Origin of the sequence: Methanocalculus taiwanensis (genome assembly GCF_024372745.1) — an archaeon.
In the GTDB taxonomy this organism is placed as follows: Archaea; Halobacteriota; Methanomicrobia; order Methanomicrobiales; family Methanocorpusculaceae; genus Methanocalculus; species Methanocalculus taiwanensis.
Genome location: NZ_VOTZ01000010.1, coordinates 1 through 18,527, shown reverse-complemented (window position 1 = coordinate 18,527; position 18,527 = coordinate 1). Strand labels below are relative to the sequence as shown.

The 18,527-nt window shown below is 51.0% G+C and carries 16 protein-coding genes and 1 rRNA gene; 9 read left to right on the top strand and 8 right to left on the bottom strand.

Features of this window, described 5'->3' with window-relative positions; genetic code table 11:
* Positions 1-7 precede the first annotated feature (7 nt).
* Positions 8-724 (top strand): hypothetical protein, encoded by a 717-nt coding sequence (locus tag FTO68_RS05755; RefSeq protein WP_255332431.1) that lies wholly within the window; start codon positions 8-10, stop codon positions 722-724.
* Here the strand turns inward: FTO68_RS05755 and corA are convergent.
* A complete protein-coding gene (gene corA, locus FTO68_RS05750; RefSeq protein WP_255332430.1) occupies positions 697-1,752 on the bottom strand; it encodes a magnesium/cobalt transporter CorA in 1,056 nt (351 codons plus the stop codon). The two genes, FTO68_RS05755 and corA, sit on opposite strands and share 28 nt — an antisense overlap.
* A gap of 32 nt (positions 1,753-1,784) precedes the next feature.
* Positions 1,785-3,092, bottom strand: a complete 1,308-nt coding sequence (locus FTO68_RS05745) for an STAS domain-containing protein (RefSeq protein ID WP_255332429.1) — start codon at positions 3,090-3,092, stop codon at positions 1,785-1,787.
* Between the two features lie 93 nt (positions 3,093-3,185).
* Between FTO68_RS05745 and FTO68_RS05740 the strand changes: the two genes are divergently transcribed.
* The 4 genes from FTO68_RS05740 to FTO68_RS05725 are packed head-to-tail and all read left to right on the top strand — an operon-like array spanning position 3,186 to position 6,173.
* Positions 3,186-3,689 (top strand): hypothetical protein, encoded by a 504-nt coding sequence (locus FTO68_RS05740; RefSeq protein WP_255332428.1) that lies wholly within the window; start codon positions 3,186-3,188, stop codon positions 3,687-3,689.
* Positions 3,689-3,916, top strand: a complete 228-nt coding sequence (locus tag FTO68_RS05735) for a DUF8156 family protein (RefSeq protein WP_255332427.1) — start codon at positions 3,689-3,691, stop codon at positions 3,914-3,916. Before FTO68_RS05740 ends, FTO68_RS05735 begins: the two co-directional genes overlap by 1 nt.
* The gene (locus FTO68_RS05730; protein ID WP_255332426.1) at positions 3,903-5,858 is read left to right on the top strand and encodes a type B DNA-directed DNA polymerase; all 1,956 of its coding nucleotides are present in this window, start codon (positions 3,903-3,905) and stop codon (positions 5,856-5,858) included. The genes FTO68_RS05735 and FTO68_RS05730 overlap by 14 nt, the downstream gene beginning before the upstream one ends.
* Positions 5,859-5,903: 45 nt before the next feature.
* Complete coding sequence (locus FTO68_RS05725; protein ID WP_255332425.1) at positions 5,904-6,173, top strand: type II toxin-antitoxin system MqsA family antitoxin; 270 nt, start codon at positions 5,904-5,906, stop codon at positions 6,171-6,173.
* Positions 6,174-6,391: 218 nt separating this feature from the next.
* Here FTO68_RS05725 and FTO68_RS05720 read toward each other — a convergent pair whose 3' ends face one another.
* Positions 6,392-8,113, bottom strand: a complete 1,722-nt coding sequence (locus tag FTO68_RS05720) for a TIGR03768 family metallophosphoesterase (RefSeq protein ID WP_255332424.1) — start codon at positions 8,111-8,113, stop codon at positions 6,392-6,394.
* 123 nt (positions 8,114-8,236) lie between these two features.
* On the opposite strand from FTO68_RS05720, the gene FTO68_RS05715 reads away from it, so the two are divergent.
* Positions 8,237-9,487 (top strand): methyltransferase domain-containing protein, encoded by a 1,251-nt coding sequence (locus tag FTO68_RS05715; RefSeq protein ID WP_255332423.1) that lies wholly within the window; start codon positions 8,237-8,239, stop codon positions 9,485-9,487.
* A 36-nt stretch (positions 9,488-9,523) separates the two neighbouring features.
* On the opposite strand, the gene FTO68_RS05710 is transcribed toward FTO68_RS05715, so the two are convergent.
* The 3 genes from FTO68_RS05710 to FTO68_RS05700 all read right to left on the bottom strand — a co-directional run bounded on the left by FTO68_RS05710 (position 9,524) and on the right by FTO68_RS05700 (position 13,026).
* Positions 9,524-10,807, bottom strand: a complete 1,284-nt coding sequence (locus FTO68_RS05710; RefSeq protein WP_255332422.1) for a sodium-dependent transporter — start codon at positions 10,805-10,807, stop codon at positions 9,524-9,526.
* A 113-nt stretch (positions 10,808-10,920) separates the two neighbouring features.
* Positions 10,921-12,645, bottom strand: a complete 1,725-nt coding sequence (locus FTO68_RS05705; RefSeq protein WP_255332421.1) for a thiamine pyrophosphate-binding protein — start codon at positions 12,643-12,645, stop codon at positions 10,921-10,923.
* A 3-nt stretch (positions 12,646-12,648) separates the two neighbouring features.
* A complete protein-coding gene (locus tag FTO68_RS05700) occupies positions 12,649-13,026 on the bottom strand; it encodes an STAS domain-containing protein (protein WP_255332420.1) in 378 nt (125 codons plus the stop codon).
* Between the two features lie 421 nt (positions 13,027-13,447).
* On the opposite strand from FTO68_RS05700, the gene FTO68_RS05695 reads away from it, so the two are divergent.
* The 3 genes from FTO68_RS05695 (at position 13,448) to FTO68_RS05685 (ending at position 16,543) form a co-directional block, all read left to right on the top strand.
* Positions 13,448-14,815, top strand: coding sequence for a B12-binding domain-containing radical SAM protein (locus FTO68_RS05695; protein WP_255332419.1), 1,368 nt, complete (start codon positions 13,448-13,450; stop codon positions 14,813-14,815).
* 108 nt (positions 14,816-14,923) lie between these two features.
* On the top strand, positions 14,924-15,565 hold the full coding sequence (locus tag FTO68_RS05690; RefSeq protein ID WP_255332418.1) for a B3/B4 domain-containing protein: 642 nt from the start codon (positions 14,924-14,926) through the stop codon (positions 15,563-15,565).
* A 45-nt stretch (positions 15,566-15,610) separates the two neighbouring features.
* On the top strand, positions 15,611-16,543 hold the full coding sequence (locus tag FTO68_RS05685; protein ID WP_255332417.1) for a PHP domain-containing protein: 933 nt from the start codon (positions 15,611-15,613) through the stop codon (positions 16,541-16,543).
* Here the strand turns inward: FTO68_RS05685 and cls are convergent.
* Entirely contained in the window at positions 16,517-17,989 is a 1,473-nt protein-coding gene (gene cls / locus FTO68_RS05680) for a cardiolipin synthase (protein ID WP_255332416.1), read from the bottom strand. The genes FTO68_RS05685 and cls overlap by 27 nt on opposite strands.
* Before the next feature lie 363 nt (positions 17,990-18,352).
* A 5S ribosomal RNA gene (gene rrf / locus FTO68_RS05675) occupies positions 18,353-18,474 on the bottom strand.
* Between the last annotated feature and the right edge of the window lie 53 nt (positions 18,475-18,527).

The following is an 18,527-nucleotide window of genomic DNA, read 5'->3' as shown; positions in this document are numbered from 1 at the left end:
CCTTTTTATGGATGCAATCTACCTGCTGAGAGAGACAGGGGTTGGCAGGGAAGAAGCGCTCCTTGCACTCCGGCACCTGCATCCTTCAACCAGAAAAGCGCTCATCTCAACCGATCATGAACCACGACGGCGGGCTCAGGGGAGGTTCTTTGAGGCGGCTGCCTACGAGCTTCTAAAAAAAGCAGGTGATGAACGCTCATGCATCAGCAGAATCGCTGCATGGGGTGCTGACGTTTGTGAATATGGCGGATCAAAAAAAGGAATCTGGTACTCACGGGACGGCGGGATCCGGATCTGCGCAGATGGTGCGATTGCTGCTGAAGTCGATCTCCTCTTTGAAGATAATAACGGGGTGATATTCTTTGCTGAAGCAACGATCTCCCACTCTCCTGCATTCGCTTTTACAGAAGAGGTGGAGAGGAAGAGGGGGCTCCTCTCTGATCTTGCCGGGGGGCGTGAGGTGCAGTTCCTCTACATTGCACCCACCCATCCTCCGCAGGGCCTCTCCCCCCTCTTTGAAGCAGGTGGTTCAATTCTCATCCGGCCTGACATCCTTGATCTTATTGGTGAGGTTGAAGAGGTGCTTGGATCACCAAGGAAGAAGCGATCGGTTCCCCATCCAAAGATGATACACGGAGCTGCGCTCTTCCAGCAGGAAGTAAAACTGGAGAAGAGAGAGAAGAGGGTTTTATTCCCCTATATCCAGCGTTTCTTCCTGAAGTAGGCCAGCATCAGAAGGGAGATCCCAAACATCAGGATAAGTGTTGCGGGGTACCCGATCTCCCAGTCAAGTTCGGGCATATACACAAAATTCATCCCGTAAATTCCTGCAATGAAAGTGAGCGGGATGAAGATCGTTGCGATGATGGTGAGTACCTTCATCACTTCGTTCATCCTGAACGAGATGGTGGATAGATAGAGATCGAGCATGCCCCCTGTGAGATCACGCTGGGTCTCAACAGCATCGATCACCTGGATCGTATGATCATAGACATCGCGGAAGTAGATCCCGGTCCTATCAGAGATGAGCGGAGTATCGGATCTTTCAAGTGAGGATAAGGCTTCCCGAAGGGGCCATACCGCTTTTCTAAGAGCGATCAGATCACGTTTGAGGCGGCGGATAGAGACGATGGTATCCGGATCAGGGTTCTGGATAAGGGTATCCTCAAGCACCTCGATATCTTCTCCAAAAGACTCAAGGACCTCGAAGTATGCATCGACTATCGTATCGATGAGGGAGTAGCAGAGGAAGTCCGGCCCATATTTTATCATCTTCCCTTTGTTCCTGATCCGCAGGCGGATGGGATCGAAGACATCACCGATCCGCTCCTGGAATGAGAGGACACAGGTCGGGGTGATGATCAGGCTCACCTGTTCGGATCGGATCTCGCCATCTGAACGTGTGAGCATCCTCTGAACCAGGAAGAGGTAGTCGAGGTACTCTTCGTACTTTGGCCTTTGAGTGGTATTCATCAGATCCTCAAGCGTCAGTGGATGGATCGAGAAGATCTCACCTATCATCCTGATGACGTTTGTGTCATAGATGCCATCGATATTGATCCAGGTGACCGACGGGCTGTTTTGGTACCTGCTGATGATTGCGGGATCGCGGGTGCAGAGTTCAGTGACGTTGCCATCCGCATCGTAATCCATCACCGTTATAGTGATTGGATCACCGGTTTTCTCCCCGATATGTATGAGTGAGCCGGGAGGCATGCCAGCCTTCTTTGAGATCTTTGGGAAGAGAGGCATGATCATATCCGTTGTTGTAGATGGTACAGAAGTTACTCTTCTGTGACCTCACTAATGTATGCCACTCCAATCTTTCCGCGGCGGAACCTCGTGGTGTTTAAGAGATGGCGCATATCCGCAACATCCGCCTCCTGGAGCAGTGTCTGGATCATCTTCTCAAGATGTGCGTTTTTATCCCAGGGTACGCCACGGAAGATGACACCGTGGTTATGGAGCTGTTGATCGGCGGTACCTTTGTGTGCCGGGTGAAGATAGGCAAGCGAATGGAGGGCAACCGGATCATAGGAAGAGAGTTCGGCGGTTATATCCACTCCAACACCGAACGAGACGAGGGTGTCACCGATATGATGGGGGATCGGGTTTACCGAGCACCATTCACCAATTGCATCCTCATCCATGATGGTTCCTTTGAGTCCACCGGAGTATTCTTTCAGGGGAGAGCGGGCGAGCCCTGAACCGGTCATCCCTGCAGTAACACCGGCTATAGCAAGGGCGATGATGCCATTACATTTCTTCTGTTTCTCCTTTGCACGCGAGAAGAGCTGCCGATAGAGATCTTCAAGAGAGATGCCATCAGGATCTTCGGATTCAAAGGAGATGTATTCGTGGAAGGGTCCTTCTAATGTGATATTGAAAGCGGTATAGACCGGTATCCCAACGTCCTCTCCTGCCGGTGCGAGGAAGTCCGGGGTGTCGTTTCCATCGGTCGGGAGCCAGACCATCGCGCCGTGGAGGGTGATCATCTCCCCAAGGAGCGGAAGGGCCGAGCCGGCATCGGGGCTGAGCGCACCAAGCCCGATTGAGTATTTAATTGACGTAAAAGTGGATTCCACCAGATCCTCCCGCGTGATCCGTGCATGAAGGAGGGTGGATAAGCTCCCCCGCACCTTCAGGCGTGCAGTGCCGGTTCCTGCCCGCTCTACCTGGTATGAGACATCGCCGTGTTTTTCTGAGGGAGCAGAGAGTTCATCAATTAGCGAAAGGGCCAGGCCGTCTTTCCCACAGGCCAGGAGCCCTTCGCCAACGGTGGGTACAATCGTAAAGACCGAATGAAAGCCCGCCATCTTCAGCACCTTCATCGGATACTCCTGCACCCCCGCAAGTGCCATGACGCCGCCCCGCCGTTTCACCTCCTTTGCAAGGGCAAGGAGGGTACGGATACCGGCGCTTGAGAGGTACTCAACCAACGACATGTCAACAACCGCTGCCGAATCGTCATCATGGAATGCCGACTGTATCGCCTCATCAAAGATCCCGGCTCCATGCCCGTCAAGCCTGCCATCCGGTGTAAAGACGACAACTCCCTCATTTCGTGACACTGTAATATTCATCGGTATCATTGGTAGCTTGGGGAGGAAGAGATAAATAATTCCCCTTCACTTTCGCACTCCGTGCACTGAGTATCAATACACAAGTCCGCCAGATAGGTTGGTATGGAGATCCGACTTGCACCATATATCACCCTCAGAACCGGGACATTTGCAGCAGTTGTTGCCCCGGAGGAAGCGATGATCAGCCTCTTTGCAGAGCATCCCGAATTGAAGCGGTACCTGTTTCTGTATATCTCCGGGAACGGTTCCCGCCTGCTGACACGGGCAGGGGACAGAAGCGCCACCTTCGATGTCAGGCGGGCATTCACCGCCCACCAGCTCCTTACGATCCTGAGGGAGGCCACCCATACGATCATCTTCATCGAGCATGATCCAACCCTGTTTGAATCCGGGGGGAGCAGTATGGCTGCTGCGATCGGGAAGGTGATTTCTGAAGCCGCCTCAGGATCACTTGTGATCCTGTACACGCCGGTTCCGGATCGGTTCTTCGGGGAGATGGCAGCCTATGCGGACCGGATCATCACCCTCGCACCCGAAGAAGCACCGGTGCGGAAGCAGAATGTCCGTGCCAGCCGTTTTGGGCAGGCGACACTGGGGGCATTCTGATGGGGCGGAGTATCGGAAGTGTCAGGCAGGGAGTAAACGAGATTGCCCGGAGGTGGGAACGGGCAGGCCGGGCACTGAGGAGGGAGGAACAGCCCTATGCCATCCGCCTCGCCGAAATGGCCCGCGCCCATACCGGAGAGGGGTTCTATGCCTTCGATGATCCTCTTGAAGCTGCAGTCTTTTCGGTCTTTATTGAGCTTGTGAAGGAACGAGATGTGGATCCTTGACACATCTGCAGATATAGGAGGGATCCGGTTCTGGGGAAGAGACGGGGAATCAAAAAGAGTCGCCTATACCCCTGCTTTCCTCTTCACCCTGGATGATCCCCACCTTCACCGTGATATGCTGGATGGGCTGGATGAGCGGTTCGGGCTTTCCCCCTGCCGGGTGAAGACGATCTTCTCGGAAGAGGAGGGGTATGCAATCGCCGCGTCCCGGAAGGTTGCAGGACTGATCGAGGAGCAGAGCAGGTACAGCGCAAAAATCTACAATCTCGACCTCCGTCCCGAACAACGGTTCCTGGCAGAGCGCGGACTCACCGCCTGCGCACTCCCGGGAGAGGACAGGTTCTCCCCCTCCTTTGACAGGAGCCTGGCGATGATGGAGATCGGGGTGGCTGATCCTCCGTACCGGAGCCGGAAAGTGAACAGTATGTCAGTGGATGGGAAGAAAATCACCGGATCTCTTCCCGATATGCTTGGTGAGCTTGCGGCAGCCCTTGATGACCGAAACCCGGATCTGATCCTCTTTCCCCATGCCGACTACTGGATGCCGGCGCTCGTCTCTTCCGCAGAAGAGCATGGAATACTGCTTTTTATCAGCAGAAACGGGAGATACAGCCGCCTCTCGGCACGATCATACTGGAGTTACGGGCGGGTGGTCCACCGGGAAGGAGCGCTTATCCCGGAGGGGAGGTGCCTGATTGATGCTGCCCGGAGTTTCACATACCGCGAGAGCGGGATCGCCGGAGTGCTGCTTGCGTCCCGGATGACCGGGCTTGCCCCAAACCTGACCGCCAGGCTCACGCCCGGAACCCTCATCTCAGGTTACGAGAACTATGAGGCGATCAGGCGGGGAATTGCAGTGCCATTCCGGAAATGGCATGCAGAGGCTACCCGCCCGATTGCCACCCTCCGTGAGGCAGATAAGGGAGGTATGATCTTCCAGCCCATCCCGGGCGTCTATGACAATGTTGTGCAGGTCGATTTTACCTCCATGTACCCCTCGATCATCGTCGGCAAAAATCTCTCCCCCGAGACGGTTGCCAGTGGCGGAGATGAGGGATTTCTGGCATCGGTACTTGCGCCGGTGGTCGGGCTCAGGCTGAAGACAAAAGCGCTGAAGAAGGTGGATAAACAATATGCCGGGATGGACAGCCTCCTGAAATGGATGCTGGTCACCAGTTTTGGCTATACCGGATATCGGAACGCGAAGTTCGGATGTATTGCGGTACACGAGGCGATCACCCGGCATGCCCGGGAGATTCTGATTGCCGCAAAAGAGTGCGCTGAGGAGTGCGGGTGCCATGTTCTTCACGGGATTGTCGACTCGCTCTGGGTTGCCGGGGGCGATATCGAACGGTTTGTACGGGAGACGGAGGCTGCTACAAATATTCCAACCGAATCTGAAGCATACCGCTGGATTGCATTCCTCCCGATGTCTGACGGAACGGGAGCCTATAACCGGTATTTCGGGAGGCTTGAAGACGGCACTATGAAGATCCGGGGGGTTGCCGCCCGCAGGGGCGATACCCCGCCATATATACGCAGATTTCAGGAGGAAATCTTCTCGGTGTTTGAAAGGGCGGAGTGTGCAGCCGAACTTCCGTATCTTGCCGGGGACGTGGAGGAATTGTTCCATGAGGCGGTCTCCGGCCTTTCATCTGCGGCAATTGCGGATCTCGTCATCACCCGGCGGGTGAGCAGGACTGAGTACAAAAACCGGTGCATCGAAGGTTCAGCAATCCGTGCCTACGGGATGGCAGGTGTTGCTGTTGAAGCCGGGATGGAGATCGGGTATGTTGTCCGTGACGGGAAGCGGCTGGTCGCCGATCCCCCATGGGAGGCGGCGACTGCGGATCCTGCATACTACAGGGTGCTGCTGGAACGGGCATATGAGGAGGTGATGCCGGTATTCTCTTGGGAGAAGAGAGGTTGGCAGACAAGATGAGGGGGAGATCATTATCATCACTGCATATGAACCGGATCCAGATCAATGGAGAGAGAACAAGATGAGGAGAAGATGATGAAGTGTGTTATTTGTAAGAGTGGAGAGATACGGTCCGGTAAGACCACGATCACCTTCGAACGGGAAGGTTTCACCCTGGTGGTGAAGGAGGTTTTGGCAGAGGTCTGCATGAACTGCGAGGAAGATTATGTGGATGAGGCGATCACCCATGAGATCATGGTGTTGGCTGAGCGGAGTGCAAAGAATGGTACGCTTATTGATGTCCGCAGGTATGTTCCCGGTTCTGTAACCTGTTGAGAGCACTGTAATCGGTTAAGGGTGCTATAGGAGTTGATTACACCCTAAGACAGAAGATCGATCAACTACCCCGCCCTAAAGAGCGGGGCTTGCAATAGCGGTGTTAGCACGGATATTGCAATTTAATCTGCACGAAGGTTGCTTGTAGTTGAGCCTTATTCGTACCGGCCAGTTGACACGGCCGCTACTGAGTATCAATGTAATAACCGAATCCACATCTACTCTTCTGTCTTCTGAAGGATCTCCTGCATCTCCGGGGTCAGTTGAACAAGAAGTTCTGCATTATAGGCACCGCTTGGCGTCATCTCTACCGGAGCCTGGAATATCTGTTGGGCTGCAATAGCATACGAACGTGACTTCGCAGCGGGTGATCCGTTTCTGACCGCCGGATCAACATTGGCCGTGAAGATTGAGAGTGTATTGTCGCTGTTATAAACAAACTCGAAGATCCGGAACTGCTGGGGGAACTCCCGCAGTGATGCACTTTCAACCTGCCAGAAACCGAGTTCCGGGCGGTCAGAATCCGGAGATTTAATCGGTATCACCGCATTCTGATGACGATGCCCCGCAATCCATACTAAAAGATTTGGATAGGTATGGAGTTTGGCTATCAGATCAACATCAGATACCGCAGCGTACTGACTCCATTTCATGACCGAACTGAGACTACCTTCAGTCTCTTTGATGACTATCGGGATGTGGGCTGCGATGATCATGAGCTTTCCTTCTGTCTGACCATCTTCAAGTTCCTGTACCAGCCAGTCATACCGCTCAGAATCGATAGAACCAAATCCGGAGCTGTTTTCACTGGGGTCATCGTCCCTTTGGGTATTATCAAGCACAATGACCTTTATGGGGATATCTGATCCGGGTTCGAATGAATAACAGGCAAATCCCGTTGTTCTGGCGGACTGGCTGAATCCATGCCCTTGTGGGTTTGAAGAGGAGTTGAAAAATTCACTGATCCACTCTGTTTTTGAGAGGAAACGGCGATCGTTATCGGCAGGGACTGTCGGAGGACCATCAGGGAAGCTGGCAACAGGCCCTGCACCAATAATATCACCATATGGTGTCCGGCCATCGATTGCTCCCATATAGAAACCACGGCTTTTAAGGCGGAGAGGGTCGGTGAAAATATTACCTAATTCGAGCACTTCAGAGCCTGTAATGGCACTTTTCACATACTCATCCGGAGGGAAGAGACCCATCCAGAAGTGATCATGATTGCCGAGAACCTGATACCAGCTGATCGATTCATCAAGCCCTGCTGCTTTGAATTCGTCCTGGTAATCATTGAGAGGGCCGGGGATTGGATCGTTCCTGTCACCGGAGGAGGGGGTGATTCTCCTGCCGTCAAGTATATCGATATACCATCGCAGTTCATTGTACTGACCGCTGTTAATTGCATCACCAACAAATATACCAAAGTCAAATGGACTCTCTTTATGAAGGGCATTTGCTGTCTGGATTGCTGCATCAAATAGATGGATGTTATACAGTATGGCGGGAGAGTATCCTGAGATGACACCCCATTTATAGCCGTAATAGATCGCCTGGGCAGGAGACTCCTTGTCGGTGAGATGGATATCGGTCATGGCAAAGAAGGTCAGAAGTTTCTCTGTATTGGTATCTGATGCAGGAGTGTATCCATCGGGCATGAGGTCCAGTCTCTTCTCATACGCGAGCCCTTCGCCAAACTCCCAGACCCCGTATCCATATTCTGAAAAGCTTTCGATCTGATCTGGACTCAGGGCAGGCGATGTTGATGGAACAGGGACGGGAAGAACGGTTCTGTCAACTGTTGTCAGAACCACTGAATCTATTGGATAATCCGGTTCACCATCCTCAGAAAGTTGGGAGGTGGGAGCAGAACATCCTGCTGCGGTGATGATGATCACAAACAGAAAAGCGAGGAGAATACCTGTTTTGAAATGATACATCAGTAATTATTGAATATGTGCGATATTAAGGGTTTTTGTGAACTGCGGCGAAGAGTATGTGGTTTTAAAGAGTATCCAAAACATTACGGATAACCGTAATATTCAGATAGCAGGAGGACCAATATGAGAGGGATCATGGATCCAACTGCACGAATAAGGCTCTCCCTCGGATTTGTATCAATCGCAATCAACATGATCTTTGGGAAAGACAGGGGAAGAAAGAACCTGCTCAGCCCAGGTGGGATTGAAGTGCTGTATTCTGCGTATTTCTCAAAGATATGTATGGGAGACATTGCCGGGATGCTGGATATTTCCCCAAGTTCCGCAACGGATCTTGTGAATTATCTCGAGCGGGAAGGATTTGTCAGGCGGGTTCAGGATACAGAGAACAGGAGGAGCATTTTAGTTGTGCCGACCGAAAAAGGTGAGGAATGGATTCTTGATACCGAAGAGAAGCTGTTTGGTTTCCTTGAGGTACGTATGGCACACCTGAGTTTAGACGAACAACTGCTTTTTGCGGATCTCTGTGCTCGCTTTACAGGAGTATATGACAGCGATTCGCTATCCTCCTCTGTCCGGTCGCTCAGGAGAGAAAGCGGATTTGAACGGGTTCCGCTGATATTCCGAAGAGAGGGGCGGCTGGTACGGCTTGAAGAGGCGGTGGATGCAAGGTATGTATCGGCAGGATGGGAGGGAGATGAGATGAACACCACACCGAAGATTGAATCAAGGATTCCTGAAACCTGTGACGGAATTCAGGACGAGGTAACAACAGAAGAATATGATCGTATGCAAAGAGGTCTCCGTGATGAGGGGCACCTGCCGGTACATGAGCTGGCAGGGTGCACACGGGAAGGCGACCATGCACTTGAGATCGGGCCGGGACCGGGGTATCTCGGGCTTGAATGGCTCACCCATACAGAGGGAACCCATCTGACGGGGCTTGAGATCAGCCCTGCAATGATTGCAATTGCAGAGAGAAATGCCCGTGAATACCAGCATTCGGATCGTGCGGCCTATAAAGAGGGGAATGCCCTTTCGATGCCATTTCCCGATAATACCTTCGACTGCGCCTTCTCCAATGGATCCATGCATGAATGGGAGAATGCAGGGCAGGTCTTTTCCGAAATATTGCGGGTAATCAGGCCGGGAGGAGTGGTATTTGTCAGCGATCTCCGCCGTGATCTCTCACCGGAGATATTTGGGTATATGCGGGACTCCTGCCTCGAACCAGAAATCCGGAAGGGTTTTGAAACATCTGTCCGGGCATCGTATACACAGGAAGAGCTGGAGACACTCCTTGACGGGATCGGGTTTTCCCGGTTGCAGGTTATTGCCCATCCCTATGGGCTTGTCGTGAGTGGAGAGAAATAGTGGTAGTCTGGAACATCTCATAACATTTTTTGCATTTCAGAATAGGGCGGCGATCCGGTAGGTGATGGTGATCAGGAGGGCTACCGGGATCAGGTACTTGCAGAGGACGGGTACTGCCCAGATGAGAGGAGAGCTTTCTGATAGATCCCCCCAGAGGATCTTCTGGTCAAAGAGCCAGGCGAAGGCGATTGATAGGAGAAAGGCAGAGGCTGAGAGGCCGATCGTCCCGAAGACCTCATCCATTGCATCAAGGATGGGAATACCCTGGAATGAGAGGGATAAAGCACTATAGCTTGCAGCAGCAGGCAGACCTATGATAATCAGAATCAAAGTGACAAGAGCAGCCATTGATCGTCTGGATCTCCCAAAGACTCCTGTCAGGGCGGCTGTTGGAACCTCAATGAATGATATCGCAGAGCTTGTTGCAGCAAAAAAGACAAGGAGAAAGAAGAATACAGCAAAGACGGCACCAAACGGCATCAGTTCGAAGGCATAGGGGAGGGTGGTGAAGACGAGCTCAGGTCCGGCTGCTGGTTCGAGTCCATAGGTGAAGACGATCGAGAAGATGATGATCCCGGCTAACAGGGAGACACAGATATCTGCGATGGTGACGATTGCCGCCGATGCCGGGATCTTCTCAGCCGATCCAAGGTATGCCCCGTAGGTGAGGAGTGTTCCATACCCGACTGAAAGTGAGAAGAATGCCTGGCCAAGGGCTGCCCCCCAGATGAGGGGGTCGTTTAAAACGGAGAAGTCAGGAGTGAAGAGGTAAGCAAGGCCGGATGGAGCACCGGGGAGCCGGATTGTGAAGAGGAGCATGATGATGAGAAGAATGAAGATCAGTGGGACGAGGATAGTCGTCGTCCGCTCAATCCCCTTTGTGATGCCGGATGAGACGATCGCCCCACACAGAATAGCTGCAAGAATGAAGAAGAGTATTGGAAAGTACGATCCAGTAAAGTCTGAGAAGGGCTCAAGGGTTCCGGTGAGGGAGAAAGCAAGGTACCCAAATGTCCATCCCGTGATGACAAGATAATACGAGATGACCGCAATCACCACGAATAAGACGATCCAGCCCGCCCACCTGAGGGAGGCTTTCCCAAAGGCGGCGATGACGGCACTTCTTGTATGCTGCCCGACCTGCATCTCAAGGATCATCAGTGGCAGGCCGACGAGGAGGACGGCGGTGAGATATGGTATAAGATAGGCACCGCCACCGTTCTGACCAACAACGGTTGAGAAACGCCAGATATTACCGATGCCAACAGCTGATCCTATTGCTGCAAGGATGAAGCCAAGGCGCGATGACCATACCTCCATACGATTGAATTGATCCGGAGAGAGATATTGGTTATGGATCTGAGGTCATAGCAGTGGGGAATAATCCTTATGGTGAATGATATCGCTGCTACTAAAAAAAGAGAACAAGACCCTTAATGCAGCGTTCTGGCAGCATAATCCCGTGCACCGGTAGCAAAAGAGGTAATCGGAGGCTTCTCATCCGGATCGATGAGGCAATCAAAGACAGTCGGTTTTCCCGAAGCAATCGCCTCCGGAAGAAGTCGGGCAAGTTCACCAGGCTCGGTGATGGTGATTCCAACAGCACCAAGCGACCCGGCAAGTTTTGCGAAATCGATCCGCCTGAAACGGGTGAGGATCGTATCTTCACCGAGGGAAAGAGACTGGAATGCATGTATCAGTCCGAGCATGCTGTTGTTCATAACGATCCAGACGATTGGGAGATTGTAATTAACTGCAGTTGCAATCTCCATCCCGTTCATGCCAAAGCACCCATCACCGACGATGGCGACAACCGGCCGGTCAGGTGCAGCAAGTTTCCCCCCGATTGGAGCGGCAGTCCCAAAGCCCATGGTTAACAGGCCAAACGGTGCGATGAACTGCCCCGGCCGGGTCATCTTCAGGTAGTGGAGTGCCCAGAGGAGATGGCTCCCGACATCGCTAAAGAGAATGGCGTCTTTCGGCAGCCCATTCTGGAGATCGAAAATAAGTCGCTGGGGTTTGATCGGCACCTGATCGCTCATCATCTTCTCAGGATCAACCACCATATTCTGGTGCTGCTTCTCCCGCTGAAAGTCAGCATAGCGTTTTTCGATCATTTCTTCCTGCTCATCAAGATATCTGAGCGCTCGGAACGAGATCTCGGATATTACAGTTTGGGCATCACCGATGAGCGGTATATCCGCTGTATAGTTGATGTTGATGATGGTTGGATCGATATTGATATTGATAAGGGTTTTAGACGGGAGGATAGCCGGGTCCCATGAGAAGGTGGAAATCTGGTTCAGGCTTGATCCGACGACCAGAAGAACGTCGATTTCAGAGGATTTTATGTAACATTCTGCAAGAGGCGAGCCGCCAAGCCCCAAAACCCCCAGTGCAAGTGGATGATCTTCAGGAAAGGCACCTTTTGCTTTTGGGGTTGTCGCAACAGGTATACGGAACATCTCAGCAAGCTCAACGATCTCCTGAGATGCGCCCGAGGCAACAGCACCGCTTCCGACAAGCATGGCAGGCTTCTCAGCAATGCAGAGCTCACGTGTTGCTTCAATAACCCGTTTTCTATCAAAGTATTCCGCAACCGGAGGAGTAAAAGGCTCCTCGATAATGGAGATCTCAATGGTCTCCATAAGGATATCTTTCGGGAGACTCAGGTGAACAGGTCCTTTTCTCCCGGTCATAGCATGAATGTATGAAGATCGAAGATCATATTCTGCGGCATGAGGGGAAGAAAGCACCATGCTGCTTTTACAGATCGTCTCGAATATCTTCACAGAATCGATCCCGACACCCGTTGAATCCTGAAGCGTCCCCTTGCGGTTCGTGAATGTCGGAATCTGGCCTGAGAAGACAAGAAGCGGAATTCCATCAAGACTTGCACCTGCAACACCTGAGATAAGATTTGTAACACCTGGACCGGATGTTGCAAAACAGACACCGGGAAGACCCTTGACGCGGGCATAGCCATCTGCCATAAAGGCAGCTCCCTCTTCGTGTTTTGCCAGAATAGGAGTGATTGTACCTTTCTTCCTGCATGCAGCAAGGAATGGCTCAAGGACAAGGCCGGGAACGCCAAAGATGTGATCGATTCCCTGCTGCTCAAGATAATCAAATATCAGTTCTGCAACTGTGCATTTCATCAGTCATTCCCCCTGCACCTTGTTCATACCACCTGATTTGATGGATATTTCAAGTGCAGGAAGCGCTTCTGTGCGTGAAGGGTACATGGTAAAAATTCTTGAAAACCCGGATATGTCAAAGACTTCCATCACATAATCTGATACCGAGCAGAGTACCATTTCACTGCCAAGGCGCTTTACATCCTTATATGCCTGAAGGAGAACACGGAGGCCGAGGCTGGATATGAATGTTGTCTGGGAAAAATCACAGATAATCCCTTTATTCACTCCAATCAGCCTTTGAAGTTGTTTTTCAAGATCCAGGGACGTTACAGAGTCGACCCGTGCTGGCAGCTCGATGATGGTGATCGACCCAATGGTGTGTTGCGGATATGGGGGCATACTATCTCCTTTGAATGAACGACGGGAATATATTCATTATCAAATATAAGTCTTCGCATGTATAAAAGAGAGGATGGATGGGCATAAGCCTCCCGCTTGCCCCTCACAAAGGCAAACTCGCGATCCAGATTGAATACCCGGTTCTGGCGGGAGGAATATAGCCGGGGGATTCTCCAATCGATCCCATCATCTCTTCCTATATCGTCATAAAGCTGACAATAGTTTATTCACGCGTATAGGTGAATCTGCCTGTCTCTTCCGGAACGGAGCCTGGGGAGGAGAGGGTCTCGAATGCCAATCACGCCGGGGGACCTTTTGGGCACTCCCCACCCAGGCAATGAGGCGCCGGGAATGGGTTTATTCGGAGATACTGTTGCAATCACTGCATTTAAATACAAACATAGAAACTATACTCCCACTAATGGCTGTTGATGTCCTCCTGATCAATCCCCCTGATCAGAAATCCAAGTACAAGAAGTATTTGAATATCAGAATTCCACCTCTTGGCATTCTCTATATTGCCGCAGTCCTGGAGCAGAACGGGATATCCGTCGAGGTGATGGACTGTGCAGCAGACGATAGCGTTTATCGGGATATTGAAGAGAAGATAGCAGAGAGAGAACCGTTTCTCATCGGGATTACAGCAACCACGCCTCTCATTGACGAGGCACTCCTGTCAGCTGAGGCGGTCAGACGTGTATCAAAAAGTTCAATCGTTCTTGGCGGACCTCATGCCACTTTTATGTACAATGACATTCTCCGGGAGAATAGTGCGATTGATCTGATCATTAAAGGAGAGGGGGAGTATACATTTCTCGAACTCTATCAGGCTCTTAAAAACGGAACTGATCTGAGTATGGTACAGGGACTCGTCTTCCGATCAGGTGGGGAGATTATCGAAAATGGAGACAGACCCCGTATCCAGGATCTGAATGCATTGCCCTATCCCGCCCGCCATCTCCTTCCCAAAGAGAACTACCGGATCTTCGATGTCAATATGCCGATTGCAACGATGATCTGCAGCAGGGGTTGCCCAATGCAATGCTCGTTCTGCGCATCATCCGCACTTCATGGAAAAAAAATACGCAAACGCTCTCCCCGAAATGTCGTGGATGAAATCCGTCATATTCAGGAGACGCTTGGGATCTCGATGATCGCATTCATGGACGACACCTTTACTCTGATGCCCGGTTGGGTGCAAGAGTTCTGCAAATTGCTCATTGAGGAGAGTCTTGATATCGAGTGGGGCTGTACGGCCCGTGTTGACCGTATTGATTCTGATCTGATCAGGCTGATGAAGAAGGCTGGATGTGAGACCCTCTTCATCGGGGTGGAGTCTGGAGAACAGGATATTCTGGATATTGTCCGAAAAGGAACCCGTATTGAACAGATCAGGACAGTATTTGATACAGCATATGATATCGGGATGAGAACAATAGCATCAATTGCGATCGGGCTGCCTGGAGAAACGAAAGAGACCGCAAAAAAGAGTGTTTCATTTGTAAAGAGCATACGGGCAAGCTATGCCCTGTTCTCAGTAGCAACACCTTATCCCGGAACGGAATACTATAGAGACGTACTGGAATCCGGGGAATTTTTGGAGGACTGGTCAAGATTCGATCTCTTCTCACCGATTGTGGAGACTATGAGCCTGACGCTTGATGAGATACGGAACCTCCAGAGAAGGGCGTACCGAGAGTTTTACCTCAGGCCGATCTATATCCTCCGAACACTGGCAAAAGAAGGGCGTCCGTTCTTCCATACAATGAAAGTATTAATTTCCCCGTGATCCAAAAGAGGGAGTACCACAGTTGTGGAAAATATGCAGGATAACTAGGCTAAAATCGAATTATACCTGAGGAAACACTTTATTATACTAATCGGAAAAGTACCCGTCATGAAGATGCATGCGGATATTCTGGCCGCCTTCCCCGGACTCTCAGTAGCAGAAGGCGATATCGGACCGCTTACTCCAAAAGCGGATACCTCCCGGCTCAAAGCCCTGACAGATGAAGTCATTGGCTGGGTAGAGGAACGATATACACTCGATGGTGTAAAAAATGAGCCCCTCTTCCGTGCCTACCGTGATTTCTTCTGGAGGGTCGGCATTGATCCGACTAAGACCCGTCCCGCATCTGAAGCCCTCGTACGGAGGGTACTTGCCAGAAAGCCCCTTCCTCAGATCAATTCAGCTGTTGATGCCTATAATCTGGCATCGATTCGAACAGGCATCCCAATCGCTGCATTCGATGCCGATTGCCTCACCGGCGATCTGATCATGCGGTTTGCCGGGGAAGGGGAGGAGTTTCTTGGGATCGGAATGAAAAAACCGGTTATCTTACAGAAGAACCAGGTTATCCTGACAGATACAGATGCTATCGTTGCCATCTATCCATACCGTGATTCGGATGCAACAAAGATTACACATGCCACAAAAACAATTCATCTGGTTGCATGCGGAGTGCCGAAGGTGGAGAAGGAGCAGGTGACGCTGGCATATAAGATGGCTGCCAAATTCCTCGAGGAGTATGCAGGATAACGAGATTATTTCTACAACAGAGAGCACATCCCGATGAAAAGGTTTATGCAAGACAATAAAGGAGGTATCTGCTATTGCCCGCCAGATATTGCAGCACTCCAGGCTGATGGGTACTACCCGGTTGATATGCACCTGCATACAAGCCATTCAGATGGCAAAACAAAGATCCCCGATCTGATCCGGTATGCAGAGCGGGAGAAGATTGGGGTTGCAATCACCGATCATAATACGATCAGCGGATCTCTTGATGCGCTCGCACAGAAGCCGAAACATCTTCTTATCCCGGGTATTGAACTTGAGACAAAGGAAGGGCCGCACCTCCTCTTCTATTTTTATACATCCGCCGACATGGAGGATTTCTTCAATGAATTTACCCGTGAAAGAAACCGTAGGCGGCCCGGCCTGCCGGAGAATCTGCCGGTTCTTGAGTGCCTTCTGCTTGCCAAAGACTATGACTGTCTCAGGATAGCCGCCCACCCGTATGGATACTATGGCATTAACCGGGGCATTCTCAAATGTATCGAGAAAGAGATGCTCCCCGGCGTTCTCGATCATATTGATGGGATTGAAGTCATATGCGGGGGAATGATGTATGGTCTCAATAAAAAGGCGATTGTGTATGCGGAAACACATAATATCGCCTATACCGGTGGATCCGATGCCCATATCCTCTCCGATGTCGGGAATGTTGTCTCTGCTGTTGCAGCAGAGACCGTCGAAGAGTTTCTGGATGGGATCATAAGGAGAGAAAACCTCGTTATCGGTTCATCCGGCGGATATATCGCACGATGTGCAACTGCAGGAGTCATAGCATGGAGTTTTGTACCATATACCTTTGAACAGGCAGGCGTTCATTACAGGTACCAGAAACACCGGACGACAAATCTGGTATCATCCTACCGCACGAAAATTTCATCGGACCATTCCAGACAAAAGGAAGGGGAGGGGGATTCAGAGGAGCGGAGAGAAGAGGCGTGATACAGATTTTTTTATCTTGATCTTGAGAGAAAGGGCTGCAAACCGATCGGGAGTCAGCTCACTACAGACATGGAGATCCAGAAGATACTTCTCTTTGAGTTCCTTTGCAATCTGATGATCGTACATGATGGCATTTGTCTCAAAGTTGAGCCGGAAGCTACGTACATCCCAGTTAGCACTCCCAACCGATGCGGCAGTCTCGTCAACGACAATCGTCTTGGCATGGATAAACCCGTTGTCATAGGTATATGCCCTGACACCTGCATCAAGGAGTTGTTCAATATACGAATATCCTGCCCAATAGACAAAAAAGTGGTCGGGTTTTGAGGGCATCATGATCCGGACATCAACTCCGGAGAGGGCAGCCATACGAAGAGCATCCATAATACTCTCATCAGGGATGAAGTATGGTGTCTGGATATAAACCGACTCTGTTGCAAGGCTAATCAGCTTGAGGTATGACTCTTTGATCGGATTCCAGTAGGTATCCGGCCCACCCGATACCACCTGCATCGGAAGTGATGCCTCCGCTGAACCATTAAACTCGGGGAAGTAACGGGAGGAGAATTCGATCGTACCTTCTTTTGATGCATAGTTCCAGTCCAGGATAAATCGAATCTGCATCGAAAAGACCGCATGGCCCTCTACCATCACAGCGGTATCGCGCCATGGCGCCCACTCCGGGACACGGCCCAGGTAATCATCACCTATGTTAAAACCACCGATGAACCCGAGCTTTCCATCAATCACTGCGATCTTGCGGTGGTTCCGGTAATTAATCCTCGGATGCCGTATATGCAGGAGGGAGGGGAAGAAGAAGGCGAGCTTTCCTCCCGCCTCAAGATAGGATGAGAAGAAAGAGCTCTTCGGACCGGCCGCACCAAGCCCGTCACCAAGGAATCTGACCGTGAGCCCCGCTTTCGCCCGCTCGGTCAATGCTGCAAAGACTTCTCGTCCAATATCATCATCTTTTAAGATATAATATTCGAGATGGATGTGATCCTCTGCGTTCCGGATAGCCTCAAGCAGAGCGTTAAACTTGGAATTTCCCTCAGTAAAAACTCTGACTTCATTATCTGTCGTTACAAGTGCCCTGTTGCCATCCATCAGCATCAGCATCATCCGCTTATATGCATCAGAAACAGTAGGTAATTTTGATATCTGTTGGTTAAAGAGCTCCTTCTTTTGCGATTCAATTAGATCTGTCATCTTTTCATCATACTCTTTCTTCACCCGGAACATCCGATCCCGGTGAAAGGTCTGTCCGATAAAGAGATAGAGAATAAAACCGATTACTGGAAGGAAGATGAGGGCCATGAGCCATGCAATCGTTGCCGTCGGATTCTTCCTCTCGATAAAGATGACAGTCAATGCAAAAATGATGTTTGCAATGATGATGAGCGGGTAGATGAAGTCTATGAGAAATTGAAGCACATCGGGTATCATAAGGAGGATCTGTCTCCAGAAGTAAAATGATCCTTATCTTATAGAATACTGACGATGCCACCTACCAGCCTGTGCCCTGGCATTCACTTTCGCGCCCCGCTCCTTTTGTTTATATACCCTCGAGTCTGAGTAGTATATGCCGGAGCATTACGGGAGTTCCGCTTCATTGATCCCGTTCTCTGGTCAGGGTTTCCCGCAAAACCCAAAAACTATCCGACCCCTCTTTCTTTTCTTTTCGGGAGCATTGTACTCTGGAAAGGGAATGCATGCTGAAATCAGCGAGAGTATATTTAAAGAAGAAACAGACGCAGGCGTCTTTGGAAAAGCATTCTGAGAAGAGTTGTTTTCATAATAGGGGGGTGGTATTGGCAGCGTTGAACAGTTCCCGAGGACTCTCGTACCTCAGTACCATGTTCGACGCGGGTGGACTTAACTGCCGGGTTCGGAATGAGTCCGGGTGTATCCCCACCGCTATGGCCGCCATTACCACAAGCCAAGGCCCAGATTTGAACTGGGGTGTAGCTGATCTGCAGTCAGC

Bases quoted from the DNA above. Each gene is read 5' to 3' on its own strand.
- FTO68_RS05695 (WP_255332419.1), top strand. From the start codon at position 13,448: ATGGCTGTTGATGTCCTCCTGATCAATCCCCCTGATCAGAAATCCAAG.
- corA (WP_255332430.1), bottom strand. From the start codon at position 1,752: ATGCCTCTCTTCCCAAAGATCTCAAAGAAGGCTGGCATGCCTCCCGGC.
- FTO68_RS05735 (WP_255332427.1), top strand. From the start codon at position 3,689: ATGGGGCGGAGTATCGGAAGTGTCAGGCAGGGAGTAAACGAGATTGCC.
- FTO68_RS05730 (WP_255332426.1), top strand. From the start codon at position 3,903: ATGTGGATCCTTGACACATCTGCAGATATAGGAGGGATCCGGTTCTGG.
- FTO68_RS05705 (WP_255332421.1), bottom strand. From the start codon at position 12,645: ATGAAATGCACAGTTGCAGAACTGATATTTGATTATCTTGAGCAGCAG.
- FTO68_RS05685 (WP_255332417.1), top strand. From the start codon at position 15,611: ATGCAAGACAATAAAGGAGGTATCTGCTATTGCCCGCCAGATATTGCA.
- FTO68_RS05745 (WP_255332429.1), bottom strand. From the start codon at position 3,092: ATGATACCGATGAATATTACAGTGTCACGAAATGAGGGAGTTGTCGTC.
- FTO68_RS05715 (WP_255332423.1), top strand. From the start codon at position 8,237: ATGAGAGGGATCATGGATCCAACTGCACGAATAAGGCTCTCCCTCGGA.
- FTO68_RS05690 (WP_255332418.1), top strand. From the start codon at position 14,924: ATGAAGATGCATGCGGATATTCTGGCCGCCTTCCCCGGACTCTCAGTA.
- FTO68_RS05710 (WP_255332422.1), bottom strand. From the start codon at position 10,807: ATGGAGGTATGGTCATCGCGCCTTGGCTTCATCCTTGCAGCAATAGGA.
- FTO68_RS05725 (WP_255332425.1), top strand. From the start codon at position 5,904: ATGGAGAGAGAACAAGATGAGGAGAAGATGATGAAGTGTGTTATTTGT.
- FTO68_RS05700 (WP_255332420.1), bottom strand. From the start codon at position 13,026: ATGCCCCCATATCCGCAACACACCATTGGGTCGATCACCATCATCGAG.
- FTO68_RS05720 (WP_255332424.1), bottom strand. From the start codon at position 8,113: ATGTATCATTTCAAAACAGGTATTCTCCTCGCTTTTCTGTTTGTGATC.
- cls (WP_255332416.1), bottom strand. From the start codon at position 17,989: ATGATACCCGATGTGCTTCAATTTCTCATAGACTTCATCTACCCGCTC.
- FTO68_RS05740 (WP_255332428.1), top strand. From the start codon at position 3,186: ATGGAGATCCGACTTGCACCATATATCACCCTCAGAACCGGGACATTT.
- FTO68_RS05755 (WP_255332431.1), top strand. From the start codon at position 8: ATGGATGCAATCTACCTGCTGAGAGAGACAGGGGTTGGCAGGGAAGAA.